Raw genomic sequence first — 18,501 nt, 5'->3', positions numbered from 1 at the left:
CTCCCCCTAATCCCCCTAGTCCCCCTAGTCCCCCTAATCCCCCTAGTCCCCCAATTCAAATCTGACAGACTACTAGCTCCCTACTCCCTACTCCCTACTCCCTTCCCCCTTCCTCTCTGCCATGAAGCAATCCCAGCAACTAATTAGTCTCCAACTCACGCCAATGCAAATCCCAGAAGCGGTTCCGACTGCTTCCGGACAGCAACCAGCTGCAAATTGGGTGAAAATGGCTAGTACTGATGGTACGAGTCTGAAGCGAAATTTACTGTTGCGCCCCGGAGAGCCGAGTGAGATGGTGGTGCAGGTGAAAAATATGGGAGCGCGTCCCCTAGGTTTAAATTTGCAGGTGCAGGGAGATTTTCCCCAGGAATGGTGTCAGGTGGGAATGGAAGGTTCCCAGGTGTTGCCTGGGCAGCAAATGGAAGCGGTGCTGTATTTCCAGATAGCTGCGGATTTCTTTGAGCGATATACGGCTGTGGGGAAGGGGGAGCGACTGAAGTTAGATTATGATGTGCGTTTGTCTGTGCATTGGCAGGAAGCAAACACAGGGGTACAACATATAGAAGAGGTGAAATTTCACCTAAATATTCGTCCCCATAGTTTATATCTCAATTTCCTACCGATGATTTATCGGGAAGTGGATTTTGTGGGGCGCTTCCTGAAGGTATTTGAGCAGAGTTTTGAACCTTGTGTTCATACTTTGGATAGTTTGTGGGCATATCTGGATCCTTTGACTGCTCCTTCTGGGATGTTGCCGTTTTTGGCGCAGTGGGTAGCTTGGCAACCAACTGTACAGCTAAGTGAAGCACAGCAACGTCTTTTAATTAAGAAGGCGATGGAGATTTATCGCTGGCGAGGAACACGTCGGGGATTACGTTTATATTTGCATTTGGCAACGGGCTTACCTCTGGATGAAGAGATGGGGAATGAGGTAGATAAACATATCTGCATTACAGAATCCTTTAGTCGGGGTTTGGTATTTGGACAAGCCAAATTGGGTGAAGATGCAATTATTGGTGGAGGGCGACCGTTTCATTTTACTGTACGCTTGCATCCAGAATATGGGAGTGAAATTGATGAGTTGCTCGTCAGAAATGTGATTGAGCAAGAGAAGCCAGCTTTTTGTACCTATGAATTATATATAGAGCCTCGGAGTAGCGAATATGTCATCACGTCTGTCACCAACCGGAATTAAGCCGTTACAAAGATTACAAGTAAATGATGGCTTGCTGTTAACTGCTGAGGGTTGGCGGCAGGCGCATGATTACCATCGACAGCGCCAAAATATTTATTATCAGTCTTTACATCAGTCGGGAATTGTTTGGGGTTTGGGTGTGCGAACTATTGCGGCTCCTCAGGAGGTTTCCTCGGAGTATCGGGATGGGCGGTGGTTAGAAATTCAACCAGGATTGGCGATTGATGCTCAGGGTAATCCGATTGTGGTACCGGAAGCGTTGGTATTTCGCATTGGTTCGGAACTGCCGAAAAGTGGGTTTTTGACGGTTTACATTGTGATTGACTATGTAGATCCAGATAAATTGCAATTTCAGAATAATCGCCAATTTGTTTGTGAGACTTTCCGTATCAATGAGAAAACTTCGGTTCCCCAAAATACGGAAATTGAGTTGTGTCGAATTTTGTTGCAACCGGGGGATGTGGAATTAAAAATCGCCGATGATGTGTTTGCCCCGACTGTGAATGAAATCGATTTGCGTTATCGACAACAGGCACAGATGCGAGCTATCGAATCAGTGAGAATTGGCTATCTATCACCAGGTCAAAATGATTACACAACTGCTTGGAGCAATTTAAATTATTTAGCCCAATCAGTGCGATCGCTCTACCCACCCATGGAAGGAACCGCAGTTGTGAAGGTTGATTTGACGGCAGGGTTAGACAAGCTCGATTATGATTTGCTCTATGTCAATTACCAAAATTTACTCACCCTGAAGGAAACAGAAATTGATATCATGCGCCAGTATTTGCAAAGTGGGGCGCTGTTGATGGTGGAAATTTCTGCCCAGGATGCCAATACTGCTGAATTAAGCACGATTAGACAAGAATTACAGCAGGCGATCGCCAACTTACCCCCTAACCCCGCAGCGTCTTTCATCCTTCAGGAATTGCAAACAGAACTCGCTGCCAATGAAGCTGCAATCATTGAATTACTGAATCATGTTTCTCTTCCTATCCGTGAATTTGCTGAGAAAGTTGGTATTAGTGCGACTCGCTCTGAATTTATTTCCCGTAACCACCCCCTCCATCAGCAACCCTTTCTCTTTGCTCAACTACCAAGCGTTAGGAATGCACCTATCAATATCTTTAACTGGGGTGGCATTTTACTGGTAGTTGGTTCCCTCTCCACCTCCTGGAGCATAGATACCCTATCCCTTTCCCGTGAAGCTATCCGCAATGCTCAAGAAATGGGGATAAATATTCTCCACTTTGCTTGGCAAAGACGACAACTAACTCTATTAAGTCAGTAGGTAGTGAGTCGTGAGTCGTGAGACTGAAGAAAAAGGTTTAAAATATCTCTCTTTTTGAGATAAAAAGTTAAAAATTACATTCCTTTGATTATATCTTTTGGCAATAGCGGTGAGGTCAAACTTATTACTTAATACTCATTACTTATTACTTAACACCTATTAATTCTCAATCCCTTCCCCCTTCCCAACAAAAAATTATGCGTTCATTCTCTATCCAAAAAACAGTTCCGATTGCTTTTCTCATTCCTTTAGTATCTTGTGTGGGGTTAGTAGCGGCAATTGCCTGGTATACCGGACAAAAAGCTGTAGATAAATTCTCACAGCAAATTATGGATGCCCAAAGTCAAAGAATTCGAGAAAGATTAGGTGTACTACTCAGAAGACCTCATTTAATTAATCAACTTAATGCTGATGCTATTAGTCAAGGGCAATTAGATTTAAGCTTAGATAAACCAGACGCTTTACTAATTAACTTTTGGTCACAATCACAAATATTCAATAATGTAAATGGCATTCAGTTCGGTTATGAACAAGGTGGACAACTCAGGTCAATTGTGAGAGAAGGTAAGGTATTACAGTATAATCTGGCTGATAGCTCAACCCAGCAAAAATCTGCCATTTATGAAGTATCATCTGATGGCAAACGGGGCAAGGAAATTAAGCGAGAGGGGGATTATGATGCTCGGAAGCGTCCTTGGTATAAAGCCGCAGTTGCCGCAGGTAAACCGATTTGGACTCCCGTCTCTCCGAAAAAAACATCTGATACTTTACAGTTAAGGATATCTGGGGCACGTCCAATTTTTGATAAAAATAAGCGGCTAGTTGGTGTTATCTCTTCTGACTTTTTCTTGAATCAAATTAATGATTTCTTGTCAGGTTTGAGTAAGGAATCTTCCAAGACAATCTTTATTATTGAACCATCAGGAAAACTGATTGCTGCTTCTGATAAAAAGCCTGTTTTTGATGATAAGGGTGAGCAAATTCTGGCGACAAAATTTACTCAAAATCCTTTGATAAGTCAAGTTGCTCAAGATTTAGAAAAAAAATATGGTAATTTTCAAGATATTGGCAAGGTAGGTAAATTTAAATTTCATCCGGTGAATGGAGAAAAACAGCTAATTAAAGTTAGCCGTATGAAAGATGATTATGGTTTAGATTGGTGGTTAGTGATAGCTGTACCAGAATCATCATTTACAGAATCTTTACAGCAGACTAGAAATGCGGCGATCGTTATCATTATTGGTACGATTGCCTTTAGTATTTTTGCTGGAGTAGTGGTTTCTAACTGGTTAGTTGTACCAATTGTGCAAGTTAATCAAGCTGCAAAGCATATTTGTGATGAAAATCAAAGTTTTGAACCAGAAAAGTTGGCAATTATTGCCCAACGTGGTGATGAATTGGGTGAACTAGCAAGAGTCTTTCAGGAAATGGCTAATACTGTTCAAGATAGAGAAGCAAATCTTAAAAATCGCTTAGAACAGATGAAAAATGAAAGTGAAAAAGTGAAAAAAGCGGCTCTAGAAAGTCAAATGTCTGGTAATACAAATATTCAAGCATTACTTTTGAGATCGAGGGAAGCAAGAGATAAGGTTTAATTGCAGTAGATGGAGAATATTTAGGAAGAGGTAAAAAGAGAAATATCTGTCACCTGTAACCAAATATATATTACCCGTTTAATTTACCTCGACTTCGCTGAGTACAAGTCACTCATGGCAAGCATTACCCAATATAATTAAAATGCTTAAAGAACTAATTAATACCCAAGTTTCTAAAAAAGAAGTCACCTTTCATCCGGGGGGTGAACCTGTTAGCTTTGATGTGACTGTTGTGAATCAAAGTGAACAGTTTGCGACGTTCCAAGTTGAGGTTTTAGCTGCTGGAGTGAAAGTTGGAGCTAATAATAATTGGTATAGTATTTCCCCAGAAGTTTGCACGAAAAAACCTCCAGGAGATATCACCCAATTTACGGTAAAAATATCTGATATTCCCACACCAGGATTTGTGGGGTTAATGACGTTAACGATTCGGGTATTTTCCTTAGAATTAGCTGCTGCGGAAAATCGCCACGTAGTTAGATTAGTAATTCCTGGTACTGGTGTTGCGGCTCCTCGCGTAGATTTACCGACGCAGGATTTTCTCGGTTATCCTGGCGATCGCATAAAAATTCCCGTCTCTCTGGAAAGTTTCACCCAACGTACTGCCAATGTGACTTTACGCTTTTTGGGTATTGATTCCAGTTGGTTTCCTGAAGGTGCAGAAAAACGCTTGCAGATACCTACTGGTGAGCAAGTTAGAGAAGTCTGGGAATGTCAAATTCCGGAATTGAGTCAAGCGGCAAGTCGGGTATATCCTTTTACTATTGAAGTTCAGCAACCAGAAGCACCTTTAGTAACTGTCTCTGGTAATTTGACGGTTTTACCCCAGGGTTCCTTGAATTTAAAATGTCATCCTTTGGTATATACAATTCCGGAAAAAAGTGCTGATAAAGAAATAAGGAATACTGCTACATATACGTTAGAATTTCATAACCACAGTAATCTTGCTCAAGAAGTTAGCTTAGATATTCATGTTCCGGAATCTGCTACCTCACGATGGAATAAACTCTGGAATAAATTATTAAGAAGGCAAAGTCAACGTCAGACTATTTGGGAATTAACTCCAGAAAGAACTGAATTGAGTTTAACCCACCCCACTCAATTTAATTTAAATGTCCGCCGTCAACGCCCTTGGTTTGGATGGGTGAGACGACGAGAAATTACAGTCAAAGCTATCACCCCAGATAATAGAATTGAAGTCCAAAATGATACTCAAACTCTGGAATTACGAGTCTTACCTGTAATCCCAATTTGGTTACAAACTGGTTATATTGCTGTAACTATATTGTTAAGTTTAGTCGTCGCTCGACAAATTTTTACGCTCCAACATGAGCATAATAAGGAAGTAAATACAGTTAGATTTAGTGGATTGGGAACAGAAATTACCAGTGGTTCTAATGACCAAACAATTAGACGCTGGCAGGTCAAAAAATTTGATATTCATCCCCTAGGAATTCTGGGAAAAAGTGATAAAGCTGTGCGTGTTGTTCGCTACCGTCCTGTAAATAATGACCGTGTGGCGGTAGGATACGAAAATGGGGAAATTCAGATATTTAATTTGTTATCAAGAACAACCCAAATACCTTTTGCCTATCAAAAAGACGATCGCGTATTTGATATTACTTTTAGTAAAGATTCCCAAACTATATTTAGCGGTCATGGGAGCGGTTTAGTTTTACAGTGGAACTTAACCCAAGGTGTACCCTTGCAACCTACACAGCAACAACAGGTAGGTTTTGCCGTGAATGCGATGACTTTGGTGGGAGAGAAACAAAATTACCTGGCGATCGCTGGCAGATTTAACCAAATCACCCTCTGGGATTGGCAAACAAATCAGCAAATACCCGTAAAAAATCCTCTTGGCGGTCAACAAGATTACATTCTTGCCCTGGGCAGCCCTGACAGTAAACCCAACCTCCTGGCGACTGCTGACAACCAAGGTAATATCAAACTCTGGAACCTTAGCCCCTGTCTGAATAATAGAGGGGAATGTGAATTACTAGACCAATGGACGGCAAGTAAGGAAGCTGTGCGGAGTGTTGCCCTATCTAGTGATGGTTGCTACCTTGCCTCCGGTGGTGATGATGGTACAGCTAGAGTCTGGGGATTAAACCGCGAAGGTAAACGTACCACTGATGATGCCACAGGTAAAGTTATTTACAAAGGTAATAAACCTCTGAGAAGCATTGATATTATCCGCGCTCAAAATCAGGTATTGGTTGCCAGTGGTGGTGATGATTATCAAGTCAGATTGCATCGATTAACCCAACCCAGTGGAGGGTGTGAATAAAATGTTGAGTGAACATATCGAAACTGCCATATCCATCGCCGAACAGCAAGCTTTAACTTCTGCTGCTCACAATACTTTTGTTCCCAAACCGTTGGCGGTGATTCTCAGTGCTTCTGGGAGAGAGGGAGTACCTGCTGGCACTAATTTCACTCTCAGTGTGGCTGTAAGTAATAAGGGTCAAAAGAGTGCTGTCATTGAAGTTTATATAGAAGAAGTTTCTTCCGGTGTGCGGCAGTGGTGCAAAAAAGCACGGGAACAGTTAGCCCTGGGTGCAGAACAAAGTGAAGAAATCAGCTTTCAATTTTCCGTACCAGTTAATGCCTTTCCGGGTAATTATAGTTATACCTTGGTGGTGGATGCACCGGAGGATTATCCAGAGGAAACACCAATTCGTTATGAGCAATTTATCCAGGTTCTACCTGCGAGTGTAGATACCGTTGCTAGTAGCGATCCGACTTTTGTTGTACAACCCGTTACCAATTCCTCAGAACCTGCGTTGATTCCAGCAGGAGGAGCATTAGCGCTACAGGTATGGGTACAAAATCGTAGCGATCGCGTGGATAAATTCCGACTCGTTTGCTCTGATTTACATAAGAGTTGGTATAAAATTACCTATCCCCAAGGTTTTCAAGGGATGGGTTTGGTACTGCAAGGGGATGCATTAAATCTCAATCCTGGGGAAACGGGGCAAATTTCTTTAATTATTCATCCTCCAGAAACTGCTCTGGCTGGTAATTATGTCCCGACGGTGCGTTTATACTCGGAAAATAATCCAGAGTTGATGCTCTTGGATTTATTATATTTACAAGTACCACCCCGTTATGCCCTAGAAACTGAGATGCGAACTCTCATCAGTCGGGTAAGTAGTCGGGCTGGAGAATATCAAATTCGTCTGAGCAATTCTGGGAACACTCCCCGTCAAATGAATCTGCAAATTCACAACCAGGAGGAAGATGATACTTGTCTTTATACCTTGGACAGTACCACAGCATTAATTCAACCCCAGCAAACTATCGGGGTTAATTTGCTCGTCAAACCACAAAAAGCTTGGAAGCGTCCCTTAATTGGGGGAGCTAAGGTAGTAAATTTTACTGTAGACCTGGAAGATACCCAGGAATTACCGATTAATAATAAGCATTTGCCAGGGATATTAATTTGGGAACCCCGTCCTTGGTGGCAATTTTTACCGATTTTTTTACTGATTTTATTGGGTATTGGTGGGGGTGCTTATCTAATTTGGTGGTTTTTCCTGCGAGTTCCCCCATCACCGAAAATTTTTGAAGTTTACCCAGAAGATAGTAATTACAGTGCGGTAAATAACGATATTATTCATCTGGGTTTTAGTGTCAATGATCCACAACAGTTGCAAGAGATAAAAATTGTTGGTTTATCTGCCGATGGTAAACCGATGACACGGGTAGAAAGCTATAACTTTAGTCGGGGTATTCCTGCAAGTTTGGCAGCTGTTTGTGTTCAGGAAAAGCAGTTACTTACTTGTCGAAATGTGCGTACCAATGCACGCAAACCTGGAACCTATGTTTTTGAAATCACAACTTTGCCCAAGCAAATTAAATCTGCGGTTCCCCACAGTTTGAAAACTAACCCTGTGGCGATCGCCCCCATTCCCAGTCCGCAAATTCTGGCTTTTGGTTCTATGCAACCAATTTACAAGGAAGTCAGTAATATTACTAGTCTGATCAAAGATAAAAACCCAGAGAAACAAGTCAAGGATTGGGAAATTCGTCTCAATTGGGCGATCGCCAATCCTAAACAATTGCAAGCATTACAATTAATTGCTAAGACTATCGATGGTTTGGAAGCTAAACCCTTGGTGACATACGATTTAAGTCAAGGTATTCCCCCATCTTTGAAGAAATTTTGTCGGCAAGGGGAACCCCTGGTATGTATTGATATACAAACTGGAATCCGCAAACCGGGTGACTATATCTTCGAGTTGCGAGCAGTACCTAAGGGGGAAGTGAGTAATCAGGTAAATATCAAAAAATCTGACCCTGTAAAAATTTTACCTCGGATGCCGCAAATTATCGAATTCACAATTAATGGTAAACCTGTAACCGCAAAGCATCGTTTAGCCATCACTAAGGGTAAACCTGTAACTCCATTGCAGATATCCTGGAAAGTTGATGCTAGTGAGGGTAGTAAGGTGGATTTATTGCCAGCACCAGGAACCGTAGGTTTACAAGGTTCTCTCGCTTATACCCCCAACCCCGAACCAGGTAATATCACTTTGATGCTGCAAGTCACTAGTAGCAATGGACAACAGGTAATGCGATCGCTAGTTTTAGAAACCTACGATCCCAATGCAGAGAATCCAGCAGTGGTAGCAGCCAAAGCCGCAGCAAGCGCGATCGCGGAAGCTCAAAAAGCAGCCGAAGCCGCGAAAAATCCTGCCCAAACTCCCGCAGCAGCACCACCAGCCGCAAATACCGAGGATGACAGCGATGATGATGGTACTGAGTCCAAAACACCACCATCCCTTGCCCCCGTTGAGTTACCACCTCAGCTAGAACCATAAGTCAATGAAAGAAGTCTACTGACATTGACTGGCAGGAAAAACATAGCCTTCTACCCGTGCATAGGTATAACCTGCTTCAATGGCGCTACTGGCACCGATACGGGTAGCTGTGGTGAAATTATCCCCCCTTTGGGCACTCCAATATAGTTGCAGAGGAACTGTTCCTGGTTGCTGGGTAGGGAAAACATAGCCTTCCACTCGTGCATAGGTATAACCTGCTTCAATGGCACTTCTAGCACCGATACGGGTAGCTGTGGTGAAATTATCCCCCCTTTGAGCACTCCAGTAAAGCTTGAGGGGTACTGTTCCTTGTTGCTGTCGGCGAAAAACACATCCTTCCACTCGCGCAAAAGTATAACCTGCTTCGATGGCGCTATTTTTCCCCTGTGGAGTTGCAGTGGTGAAATTATCCCCTCTGTCTGCACTCCAGTATAGTTCCAGGGGAACCAAAGCTTGACTTCGAGTTTCCTGTGCTTTAACTAAGCTAGGAAAAATAGTTAGTGAAGTCATCATGGCGATCGCTGTTACGCCAACACGATATAAGTAAGATTTCATCATTGCTCTACCTCAGTTTGAAACTTGTACTCTATAGATAGGTAGAGTGTTATGGTTTTATGCAATCCCTTCCACAATCACAGTGGTATTTTATTAATTCTGTTGATAATTTCCTGTGGAGATTTTTCTGTGATCGCTGCTAGTAAATTTATGGCTTTTTTAAGTAGGCGATCGCTATCTTCAAAACTGTTTTGGCTGGGTAACACAAGTTGGATGGGATTACCTGCATCATCTTTATCACCTTGAAATACCAACAAGCGGGGGTTGGGGTGGTTTACTGTCTGCCATCCTTGTTGCTGGAGGTAGTTGACAACATTCTCAATTTGCAGGGAATTGGTTTGTAATTCCTCTGTTGAAATTTGCTGTGCCATCACCAATCCCCTGTTTTGACTTTTTCTATTAAACCTAACAACGATTCTGGAGTTAGCTTTTGCTGTCTAGGAATCCTAATTCTAACACTTTGACGATTGGTGGTTGGTTTACCGCTTATGTATTCCCAATAACAGCTTCCACGCAAACGCATTTCATCCTCATCCTGTGTTAACCATTGGGAAGCATCTGGAGGTAAGGCAAATAAGATGAGAATACAAGGTACAGCCATGCGAAAATTGCGACGAATAACTAAGTCATTGTAAGTTTTGGCTTCCAAATCGTAGGTGATAGTATTTTCGTCTCGCTGCCATTGAGTAGAAGCTTTTAATTGAAAACTGAGTGAAAAGCCTGACTCTACCCGTCGATTGTTGTGAATAGCTATTTCATCAAAGTTACCATCTACCCCATAATCATATTCGCGGATAGAAAGATTTAAGCCTGCTTTACCTGCAACTGCTCGGATATAGGCTCGACTTAATGATTCAATAATATGGGCTTCGGTTAACACGAAATTACAAAAACTCAATGTAATTTTACATGATACCTGAAAAGGTTTTGGGTTAGCTTCACTTGTAGAGTCCACTAACCCCAAAAAGGTTAATACCAAAGTTATTCCGAAAGTTTATTTAACATTTCACAGAGCTCTTCCTGTTTCTTGTTGGTATGCTGAACACTAACTAAAGTTGTCAAAACTCCACCGGATGCTGTGAGACTAGCTTCAGATACTTTATTGAAATACAAAAGTCCCACACCAAACAGAGTCATCAACGCAGATGCAGCCGTAATACCTAACGCGAGATTGTAGCTTTTACGTGTCATGTGCAATAATTCGCGGATGATTTCTTCTTTTATATTTCTGTTGTCGTCGTTATTTTCGGGTTTGAAAAAATTAAACTGCATGGTGACTCTCCAAAATGCTGTATTTCGTGATATTGGTATCCTACTCAGACTAAAAAATACGTACCAGGGCAAATGGGTTTTGTTTGTGTTGGGTGTTGCCCTATTGCTGTGTGGTAATTTAGGGCAGATGGGGAAGTAAAGAAAATCTATCTGCCCTAGTTCGGAAAACAACTAATTCGCTATTGTTTATATACAAGTATCAATACTCAGTTACGGCAATGCGTGAATCTGATAAAGTGCAATCTAGTGAGGAAGGTAAAGCCAGACTCAAACAAGCTTATAAGGAAGCTAAGTTAACTCAAGAGGAACTAGCAAGCCAAGCGAATGTATCTGTGGATACAGTTAAACGCCTACTTGGTACAAAGGATTGTCCAAACGGGGTTGAACGACAAGCAGTTAAAAATATTGCAAAAGTTCTGAAAATGGAACCTACAGATATCGTTGATGTTAAAGACTGGTATCCTCAACGGCAGTTACCACCAGAGTTTGAGCGACTAATTTACGAAAAAACTGAGCTATTTTGTGGACGAAAATTTGTATTTGATGCGATTGAGGATTTCTTACAAAATAATCCCAATGGCTATTTCACTATTATTGGTGATGCGGGGATGGGTAAAAGCGCCATTTCTGCAAAGTATGTATTAGATAATCCAGAAACTATTTGTTTTTTTAATATTCGTGCTGAGGGAAATAATCGTCCAGAAATATTTTTGAAGAGAATTCGCCAACAGCTAATAGCTCGGTTTCAATTACTAGATGTTGCTGATGCAGATTTATCAATTTTATTGACTAAAGCAAAGGAAAAGTTATTCACTGGAGAACGATTAATTATTGTTGTGGATGCCCTGGATGAAGTTGACCAGGAAGGAACAGCAAATATATTATATTTACCAACAATTCTCCCCGACGGGGTTTACTTTGTCCTCACTAGAAGACCCTATAATCAGAATGAAAAAAGGCTGAATCTTTCCCCCAGCACTCCCACTCAAGAATTAGATTTGAGAGAGAAAATCCAAGAAAGTGTGCAGGATGTCAAAGAGTATATTCGAGAATTATTAGCCGATAGCAAATATCAGCAGGGTTTAGTTAAATGGATTGAGCAGCAAGATCATATGGAAAGTCATATTTCTTGTGAGTATTTTGTTGAGATAATTGCTGTGAACAGTGAAAATAACTTTATGTATTTGCGGTGTATTTTACCCGCGATTGCTGAAGGTTACTATCATGATAAACCCTTGGATGAATTGCCTGTGGGATTGCAAGGATATTACGAAAACCACTGGCATATTATGGGGATGACAGCTAAACCTTTACCGAAAAATAAAATCAAAATTGTTTATGTTATGTGTGCTTTGCGTAGTGCTGCTTCCCGTGAAGTGATTGCTAAATATTCCAAGCAGAATGCATTGACTGTGCAAGAAGTTCTGGATGGATGGGCGCAATTTTTACAGAAACAGGAAATCTATCAACCACCCCGCTATCGATTTTACCATGAGAGTTTTCGAGATTTTTTACACCGTCGAGATATTGTTCAAGCTGCGGGGATAAATTTACCTGATATTAGCGCTGAAGTTGCCAAGAATATGACCGAGGGGGTTATTTTATGAGTAATCTTCGCGCTTGGTTGGCAGAAAAATCACCGGAAGAAATCGAACATTTTCTAGGTGAAAGCCCGCGTTTATTGTTAGATGGTGGGGAGATTCATAAATGTTGTGATTTATTGAGTAATTATGATTTCATAGAGGCAAAAATTAATCATTTCCTGTTTGGAGTGCAAGCAGCAATTGAAGATTATGAGTTAATCGAGAATGAGAAATTGGGAAATAAACAAGGATATAATCCCGAAACTCTCAAAGATTTAAAATTAATTAAAGAAGCTTTGCGACTATCGGCACATGTTTTAAATCAAGATACAAAGCAATTACCAGGACAATTAACGGGACGTTTATTACCTTTTGAAGAACAAGTAACAATTCAAAAATTATTTCAACAAATATCACAAACCGAAATTACTTGGTTGCGTCCTCTTACTGCTAGCTTAACTCCTCCTGGTAACGGGTTAGTTCGCACCCTGACTGGTCATACAGCTTCGGTTAATGCAGTCTCATTGAGCCATGATGACAAATACATCGTTTCTGGTTCTTCTGATAATACAATCAAAGTTTGGGAATTAGTCACAGGAAAAGAAATTTTGACTCTAACTGGTCACAGCGACTGGGTTAATGCAGTCTCATTGAGCCATGATGACAAATACATCGTTTCTGGTTCTTCTGACAATACAATCAAAGTTTGGGAATTAATCACAGGAAAAGAAATTTTTGCTCTAACTGGTCATAGAAGTTCGGTTAATGCAATTGTACTAACTCCTGACGGCTCCAAAATAGTTTCCGCATCATCTGACACTTCTATTAGAGTTTGGAATTTAAAAAGTGGCGAGGTGTTACATACATTTGTTGGTCATACCGCTTCAGTACAGGCAATGACAATCATTAGCCACAATAATAAAAGTTTGTTAGTTTCAGGCTCATATAATAATATTATTAAGGGGTGGAATTTAGAAACAGGAAAAGAAGAATTTACTCTTAATGATAGAGATATAATATGTTCTATTTTAGCTATTTCTGGAAAAAAAATACTTATTTGTGGTTTGCATAATGGAACTATTACTATTTGGAATATTGATACTTTGAAGAAAGAGCGTATATTGGAAGCTCATAGGAATTCAGTACGTGCTATATCTATTACTTCAGATGGAAAAAGAATAATTTCCGTGTCGGACGATAAAACTCTCAAGATTTGGAAAATAGAGACTTGGGAAAATGAAGCTATTATTTATAACCACACTGGTTCCGTTCTTGCTGTTACTGCAACTTCTGATTCTAAAAGTATAATTTCTGGATCGGGAAGTAATATTTCTCATTTTTCAAATGACCATACTATCAAAGTATGGGAATTAGAAAAATTTGTCAATCAAGAATTATTTGATATTTATGATTCCATGAAACCAAGTCACAGTGATTCCGTAGAATTAGTTGCATTTACACCTAATGGGGAGTATCTAATTTCTGCTGCTAAAGATGACAATATTAAATTATGGAACGTGCAAAATTGGAATAATGAATATAGCTTTACGGGAAAAAGTCAATCAGCAACTACTTTTGGTAATTATGAGAATTACAGAGTTTTTGAAATTAAATGTATTGATGCAGAATGTACCCTTCATAATATTAGTGATAGTTCACCTTGTCTTCTCGCTACAACTTATGATGGAATGCTTCAGATTTGGTCTTCAGGTAACGAATGTATTAAGATATGGGATGCTTTTGGGAAAAAATTTATTGGTAGCTTTACAGGTGAAAGTGAAATTAGATGTTGTGCAATAATCACTTTCGATGGTGTCGTAATAGCATTGGGTGATGCATCAGGAAGATTGCATTTCCTCCGATTGCAAGGATGTTGAGGTACAGTCATGAACACCTCACCTCAATTAGCTTCCCAATTCCAAAAAATAATATTAGAAAAAAGCCAAAATTTTACTAACTGCGAATTTATCTTTGTCGCAATTGATGATTTTTTACATAAATATAACCGGGGTTATTTCACCATCGTTGGTTCTCCCGGTAGCGGTAAAAGTGCTATCCTGGCTCAATTTGCTAGTTATAATTCTCATCCAGATATTAAAATTATCTATTACAATGCCCAAATCGAAGGCAAAAACACCGCAGAAGATTTTCTTAAATATGTTTGTAGTCAATTAATTGAAAAGTTCCATAATTCGTCGATCACCCCACCCCAACCCTCCCCGCTAGCGGGGAGGGAGCAAGATTCCAACTTCCCACCATATACAGAGAAACAGAGGGAGCAAGATTCCAACTTCCCACCATATACAGAGAAACAGAGGGAGCAAGATTCTAACTTCCCCACGTACACGGGGGGACAGAGGGGGATTCTTCCCGATAATGCAACGGAGGGAAGTTGGTTTTTATCGTTATTACTTCAACAAATTAGCGACGAACTCGCACCTAACCAAAAGCTAATAATAGCCATTGATGCACTAGATACAATTAACCCCAACAACCAACCCCTAGGAACAAACCTGTTATATCTCCCCCGATATCTTCCCCCAGGTATTTATTTCCTCCTTACCCGTCGTCCCTTCAAAACCGAAAAATCGGGTTTATTAATCGAAGCACCATCCCAAATTCTTGATTTATCCCAACATGACTTAAAAAACTGGGATACTGACGCAGCATTTACCCAACATTGGCAGCAAATGCAAGGTGAGGGTTTCTCAGATATTGCCATGAAAATATTGCAGGTTCTCGCAACTGCCGAAAATGAAGGTATATCGGCAAGTACCATACTGCAAAGGATTCACCAGACAAACCCACCAACTATTGATGCAGATATATTCGATGTGGAAGAAGTTTTGGAAACTTGGTTTGAATTTTTACAACAGCATCAAGTAGACAAGGAAATTCGATACAGGTTGTATCATCCTAACTTCCGTAATTGGTTGGCAGCAAAGTTGAGTTAAGTCAGTCGGTGCAATCAAACCAAACTAAGTAAGTCAGTGAGAATAAACCTAACTATGTAACAGATTGTAAAATCGTCAAAACCGTTGCGATTGCTTCATTCCACTTCGTTTCATTCGCAATGACATAGCGTGAATTATTTAAGCCGTTCTACTTATGTGAAGAAAGTTAAATAATCCTCAAGCTCTTTCTCTCCCTGCTCCTTTGCCTTATTCCAACAATATATTTACGCCGCTCTACTGACTCCTACCCCAAGGTGGTTGAGGCAGAATATTCATACTTTTGATGATTTGCTACTCAAATGCTACTCAAAATAGTAATAAAAGAGTCAGAAGTGTTATTCAGGAAGAGGTTTTAAGCAGAATGCCAACGTTTGTGAAAATCGAAGCAGGAATACTTGACAAAGCCAGCTTTGACCAGTACGTACCCGCCCACAAGGACTATGTACGAGATTTAATCGCCAAAGGGTATAAAGCAAAAACAGGGTATTGGGGGCAAAAAGGGGGTGGGATGATGATATTTGAAGCCGATTCCATGAGTGAAGCAGAGGCAATAGTCGCCCGTGACCCTTTGGTAGCCAATAGTTGTGTAATTTATAAACTGTATGAATGGCGGATTGTTGTTGAATAGTTCCCATTTGTAGCATTTTCATGCTATACTAGATATTGACTCGGATCTATGCGGCTGCAACGCCTAAATCTTGTCAGGACCGGAAGGTAGCAGCAACACGGGATGCTTGTGGTAGGCGTAGTCTCCGGGTCACCCTTTTTCTGAATCGCCCATTGTCTAGGAGTCTGATTAGCAGCAATGCCAGGTTTTGGAGATATTGTTAAAAAAGCTTTTTACCTCGGTGTCGGTCTAGCTTCCTATGCAGGCGAGAAAGCTGGCGGAACTTTAGGAGAGTTGCCATCACAACTACAAAAGCTGGCAGATGAAATGGTGGCAAAGGGTGAAATGACCACGGAAGAAGCTCGTCGTTTCGTCGAAGATATGATGAGGCAAGCGCAGCAACAGCAAGTTAATAATAGCGAAACCAGCGACAAAGCGCCCCCTTCAGAACCGCGTCGCATCGAAATATTAGAAGAAGACGAGCAACCAACTCAGAAAGAATCTCCCCCAACTGGGAATGTAGATACTTTACGGCAACAGGTTTTAGATTTGCAAAATGAACTGAAGAATCTACAACGTGACCAAAAGTAGACTAATCTAGTATCAGCATGGGAATTTTTATCGCGAAATCCCTAGGCAACATCAGATTATCAAGGTGTGACGCTACATACTTGGAGTAGCGCGTCTATGGATACTTGGTGGTGGTAAGTTGGTGAGCTTTTTTGGGTATCTCGTTTTGCTGTCAACTTCCCCTTGATACCAGCGTCCTCCGTAAAAACCCAGTTAGGACTTGGAAAAGCATATGGAACAGTGGCAAAAAGATTTATTCAATGCAGTACAAACGGTAGCGGATGAGGTGGAACGTTTCTTCCTAGAGGTAAATGAAATGGTGGATACCTTTTTTGAGTTTACGGAAGAGATGACAGAGCAAGTACAGAATACTATAGCCACTGAAGTAGATCAGTATTTGCAAGAATTAGCCGAACCGATATTAGATTTTTACTGGGAGTTGGAAGATATAGTTAGTGATGATTTCGATGTGGATCCAGCTTTTCCCTATTCTGTAGACGCAACACCAGAGAAAAATCCTGCTTGTGTCGGTTGTCATCACTACCATGGTCAAGCTTATGGTGGTAACTTATTAGTTTGTGGGATGCATCCCCATGGTTGGCAAGATGAACATTGTCCAGACTGGGAGGGATAAGGGTAAGTTGATTGCAAATTCCCCATCCCCACTCTCAAATCTCAAATTTCTAATCGGTATGACAAATCAAGAAATCAAGTATGGTGAGCGGGAAATTCAGGAAGGAAAGTTAATCACTTTTCCAAATCCACGTATTGGACGACGTTACAATATTGAGATTACCTTGCCGGAATTTACTTGTAAGTGTCCCTTTTCCGGTTATCCCGATTTTGCCACTATTTACATCACCTACGTTCCTGATGAAAAAGTAGTGGAGTTAAAAGCTTTAAAACTTTATATTAATAGTTACCGCGATCGCTATATTTCCCACGAAGAATCAGCTAATCAAATTCTCGATGATTTTGTGGCTGCTTGTGACCCCCTAGAGGCGATCGTCAAGACAGACTTTACACCACGGGGAAATGTGCATACCGTTGTGGAAGTGCGTCACATCAAGGGTGGGGAGTAATTTAGCCCCCTGACCCTAGCTGATATTATTTACTGTAGGATAAAATCAAGTAGCGAATAATACCCCAGCGACCTAACCATTCTGCCACCGCAGTCGCTTTTTCCGACTCGATATTGCCATCATCTAATTGCATCTGACGTACTACAGGATAGGTAGGTAGGGTGTTTGTGGTAATATCTTCGGTGACTAGGGGTGTAAAGCCTACGGTTTTTGCCAGTTCTCGGTAAGCAGAGAGGGTATAGCTAGTATCCACGTCACCATAATAACTACCAATTTTTGGTTTCAAGATTTTACCCCCTAATTGCAGAAACGGTTGCAGAGCTTGCAGGGGGACAAAATCACAGATTGCTAACTTACCACCGGGTTTTAAAACTCGCCATGCTTCCTGGAAAAAACGCTGACGACTGGGGAAATGAAATATACATTCCACTGCTAAAACTCGATCTACGGAATTATCTGCAAAGGGGAGTTGACAGGCATCTCCTTCAACAAATTCGATAGAATTATTAGAACGAGGATGAACTAGTTCTCTGGCTCTGGTAAGCTGTCGAGCATCAATATTTAACCCGACTAATTGCATATTTGTAAAGCGCTCATTGAGACTAGCAATGGTTCCCCCGAAACCACAACCGCAATCTAAAACACGCATTCCATCGCTAATTTCCCCTGCATCACAGACTCGTCGAGAGAGGTTTTCTGCTGCTTGGGCAAAATCCTGGGGTGAACCATCTGCGGAATTGGGATTTTCCCAGTAACCCCAGTGGACATGACGACCAAAAATTGTCACCATATCATTGTTTCCTTGTTGGAAACTCGTCAGGAGATGGTCAAAGTAGGGTAGATTAATTTCCTGGTTTGGAGTCATTAGTCAAATACTCGGTAGACTAATTTGATTGTAGAACTAGTCAACTAATTCTTTGTGGTCAAAATTTTTTGTTTATTATCTACCTAGCTTAACTTTCATAATAACT

17 protein-coding genes and 1 other RNA gene are annotated in these 18,501 nt (G+C 40.9%); 13 read left to right on the top strand and 5 right to left on the bottom strand.

Features of this window, described 5'->3' with window-relative positions; translation table 11 throughout:
- Positions 1 to 121: 121 nt before the first annotated feature.
- From IJ00_RS03400 to IJ00_RS03380, 5 genes are all read left to right on the top strand, one after another.
- Positions 122 to 1,195, top strand: coding sequence for a phage tail protein (locus tag IJ00_RS03400; RefSeq protein ID WP_046814711.1), 1,074 nt, complete (start codon positions 122 to 124; stop codon positions 1,193 to 1,195).
- Positions 1,164 to 2,486, top strand: coding sequence for a hypothetical protein (locus tag IJ00_RS03395; protein WP_035150056.1), 1,323 nt, complete (start codon positions 1,164 to 1,166; stop codon positions 2,484 to 2,486). Before IJ00_RS03400 ends, IJ00_RS03395 begins: the two co-directional genes overlap by 32 nt.
- Positions 2,487 to 2,683: 197 nt before the next feature.
- Positions 2,684 to 4,081, top strand: a complete 1,398-nt coding sequence (locus IJ00_RS03390) for a cache domain-containing protein (protein WP_035150053.1) — start codon at positions 2,684 to 2,686, stop codon at positions 4,079 to 4,081.
- A 142-nt stretch (positions 4,082 to 4,223) separates the two neighbouring features.
- A complete protein-coding gene (locus tag IJ00_RS03385; RefSeq protein ID WP_035150052.1) occupies positions 4,224 to 6,371 on the top strand; it encodes a hypothetical protein in 2,148 nt (715 codons plus the stop codon).
- Between the two features lies 1 nt (position 6,372).
- A complete protein-coding gene (locus IJ00_RS03380) occupies positions 6,373 to 8,907 on the top strand; it encodes a hypothetical protein (protein WP_052754372.1) in 2,535 nt (844 codons plus the stop codon).
- A gap of 15 nt (positions 8,908 to 8,922) precedes the next feature.
- Here the strand turns inward: IJ00_RS03380 and IJ00_RS03375 are convergent, their stop codons facing one another.
- From IJ00_RS03375 to IJ00_RS03360, 4 genes are all read right to left on the bottom strand, one after another.
- On the bottom strand, positions 8,923 to 9,465 hold the full coding sequence (locus IJ00_RS03375) for a hypothetical protein (protein WP_144415974.1): 543 nt from the start codon (positions 9,463 to 9,465) through the stop codon (positions 8,923 to 8,925).
- 74 nt (positions 9,466 to 9,539) lie between these two features.
- Positions 9,540 to 9,833, bottom strand: coding sequence for a hypothetical protein (locus tag IJ00_RS03370; protein WP_035150047.1), 294 nt, complete (start codon positions 9,831 to 9,833; stop codon positions 9,540 to 9,542).
- Positions 9,833 to 10,342, bottom strand: a complete 510-nt coding sequence (locus IJ00_RS03365) for a DUF4365 domain-containing protein (protein WP_035158360.1) — start codon at positions 10,340 to 10,342, stop codon at positions 9,833 to 9,835. The genes IJ00_RS03370 and IJ00_RS03365 overlap by 1 nt, the downstream gene beginning before the upstream one ends.
- A 101-nt stretch (positions 10,343 to 10,443) precedes the next feature.
- Positions 10,444 to 10,734, bottom strand: a complete 291-nt coding sequence (locus tag IJ00_RS03360) for a hypothetical protein (protein WP_035150044.1) — start codon at positions 10,732 to 10,734, stop codon at positions 10,444 to 10,446.
- 218 nt (positions 10,735 to 10,952) lie between these two features.
- Between IJ00_RS03360 and IJ00_RS03355 the strand changes: the two genes are divergently transcribed.
- From IJ00_RS03355 to queF, 8 genes are all read left to right on the top strand, one after another.
- On the top strand, positions 10,953 to 12,341 hold the full coding sequence (locus IJ00_RS03355; protein ID WP_035150042.1) for a helix-turn-helix domain-containing protein: 1,389 nt from the start codon (positions 10,953 to 10,955) through the stop codon (positions 12,339 to 12,341).
- Positions 12,338 to 14,194, top strand: coding sequence for a WD40 repeat domain-containing protein (locus tag IJ00_RS03350; protein WP_052754371.1), 1,857 nt, complete (start codon positions 12,338 to 12,340; stop codon positions 14,192 to 14,194). The genes IJ00_RS03355 and IJ00_RS03350 overlap by 4 nt, the downstream gene beginning before the upstream one ends.
- 9 nt (positions 14,195 to 14,203) lie before the next feature.
- Positions 14,204 to 15,271, top strand: coding sequence for a hypothetical protein (locus IJ00_RS03345; RefSeq protein WP_035150040.1), 1,068 nt, complete (start codon positions 14,204 to 14,206; stop codon positions 15,269 to 15,271).
- Between the two features lie 361 nt (positions 15,272 to 15,632).
- On the top strand, positions 15,633 to 15,899 hold the full coding sequence (locus tag IJ00_RS03340; RefSeq protein WP_035158357.1) for a YciI family protein: 267 nt from the start codon (positions 15,633 to 15,635) through the stop codon (positions 15,897 to 15,899).
- A gap of 37 nt (positions 15,900 to 15,936) precedes the next feature.
- Positions 15,937 to 16,033, top strand: an RNA gene (gene ffs / locus IJ00_RS27495) — signal recognition particle sRNA small type.
- Between the two features lie 43 nt (positions 16,034 to 16,076).
- A complete protein-coding gene (locus IJ00_RS03335; RefSeq protein WP_035150037.1) occupies positions 16,077 to 16,469 on the top strand; it encodes a phasin family protein in 393 nt (130 codons plus the stop codon).
- Positions 16,470 to 16,680: 211 nt separating this feature from the next.
- Positions 16,681 to 17,082, top strand: coding sequence for a hypothetical protein (locus tag IJ00_RS03330; protein WP_035150035.1), 402 nt, complete (start codon positions 16,681 to 16,683; stop codon positions 17,080 to 17,082).
- Positions 17,083 to 17,140: 58 nt separating this feature from the next.
- Positions 17,141 to 17,530, top strand: a complete 390-nt coding sequence (queF, locus tag IJ00_RS03325; protein WP_035158355.1) for a preQ(1) synthase — start codon at positions 17,141 to 17,143, stop codon at positions 17,528 to 17,530.
- Between the two features lie 25 nt (positions 17,531 to 17,555).
- Here the strand turns inward: queF and IJ00_RS03320 are convergent, their stop codons facing one another.
- Positions 17,556 to 18,395 (bottom strand): class I SAM-dependent methyltransferase, encoded by an 840-nt coding sequence (locus IJ00_RS03320; RefSeq protein ID WP_035150032.1) that lies wholly within the window; start codon positions 18,393 to 18,395, stop codon positions 17,556 to 17,558.
- Positions 18,396 to 18,501 lie beyond the last annotated feature (106 nt).

The organism is Calothrix sp. 336/3, from assembly GCF_000734895.2.
Lineage (GTDB): Bacteria > Cyanobacteriota > Cyanobacteriia > Cyanobacteriales > Nostocaceae > 336-3.
This window is presented reverse-complemented; position numbering and strand designations above follow the sequence as displayed.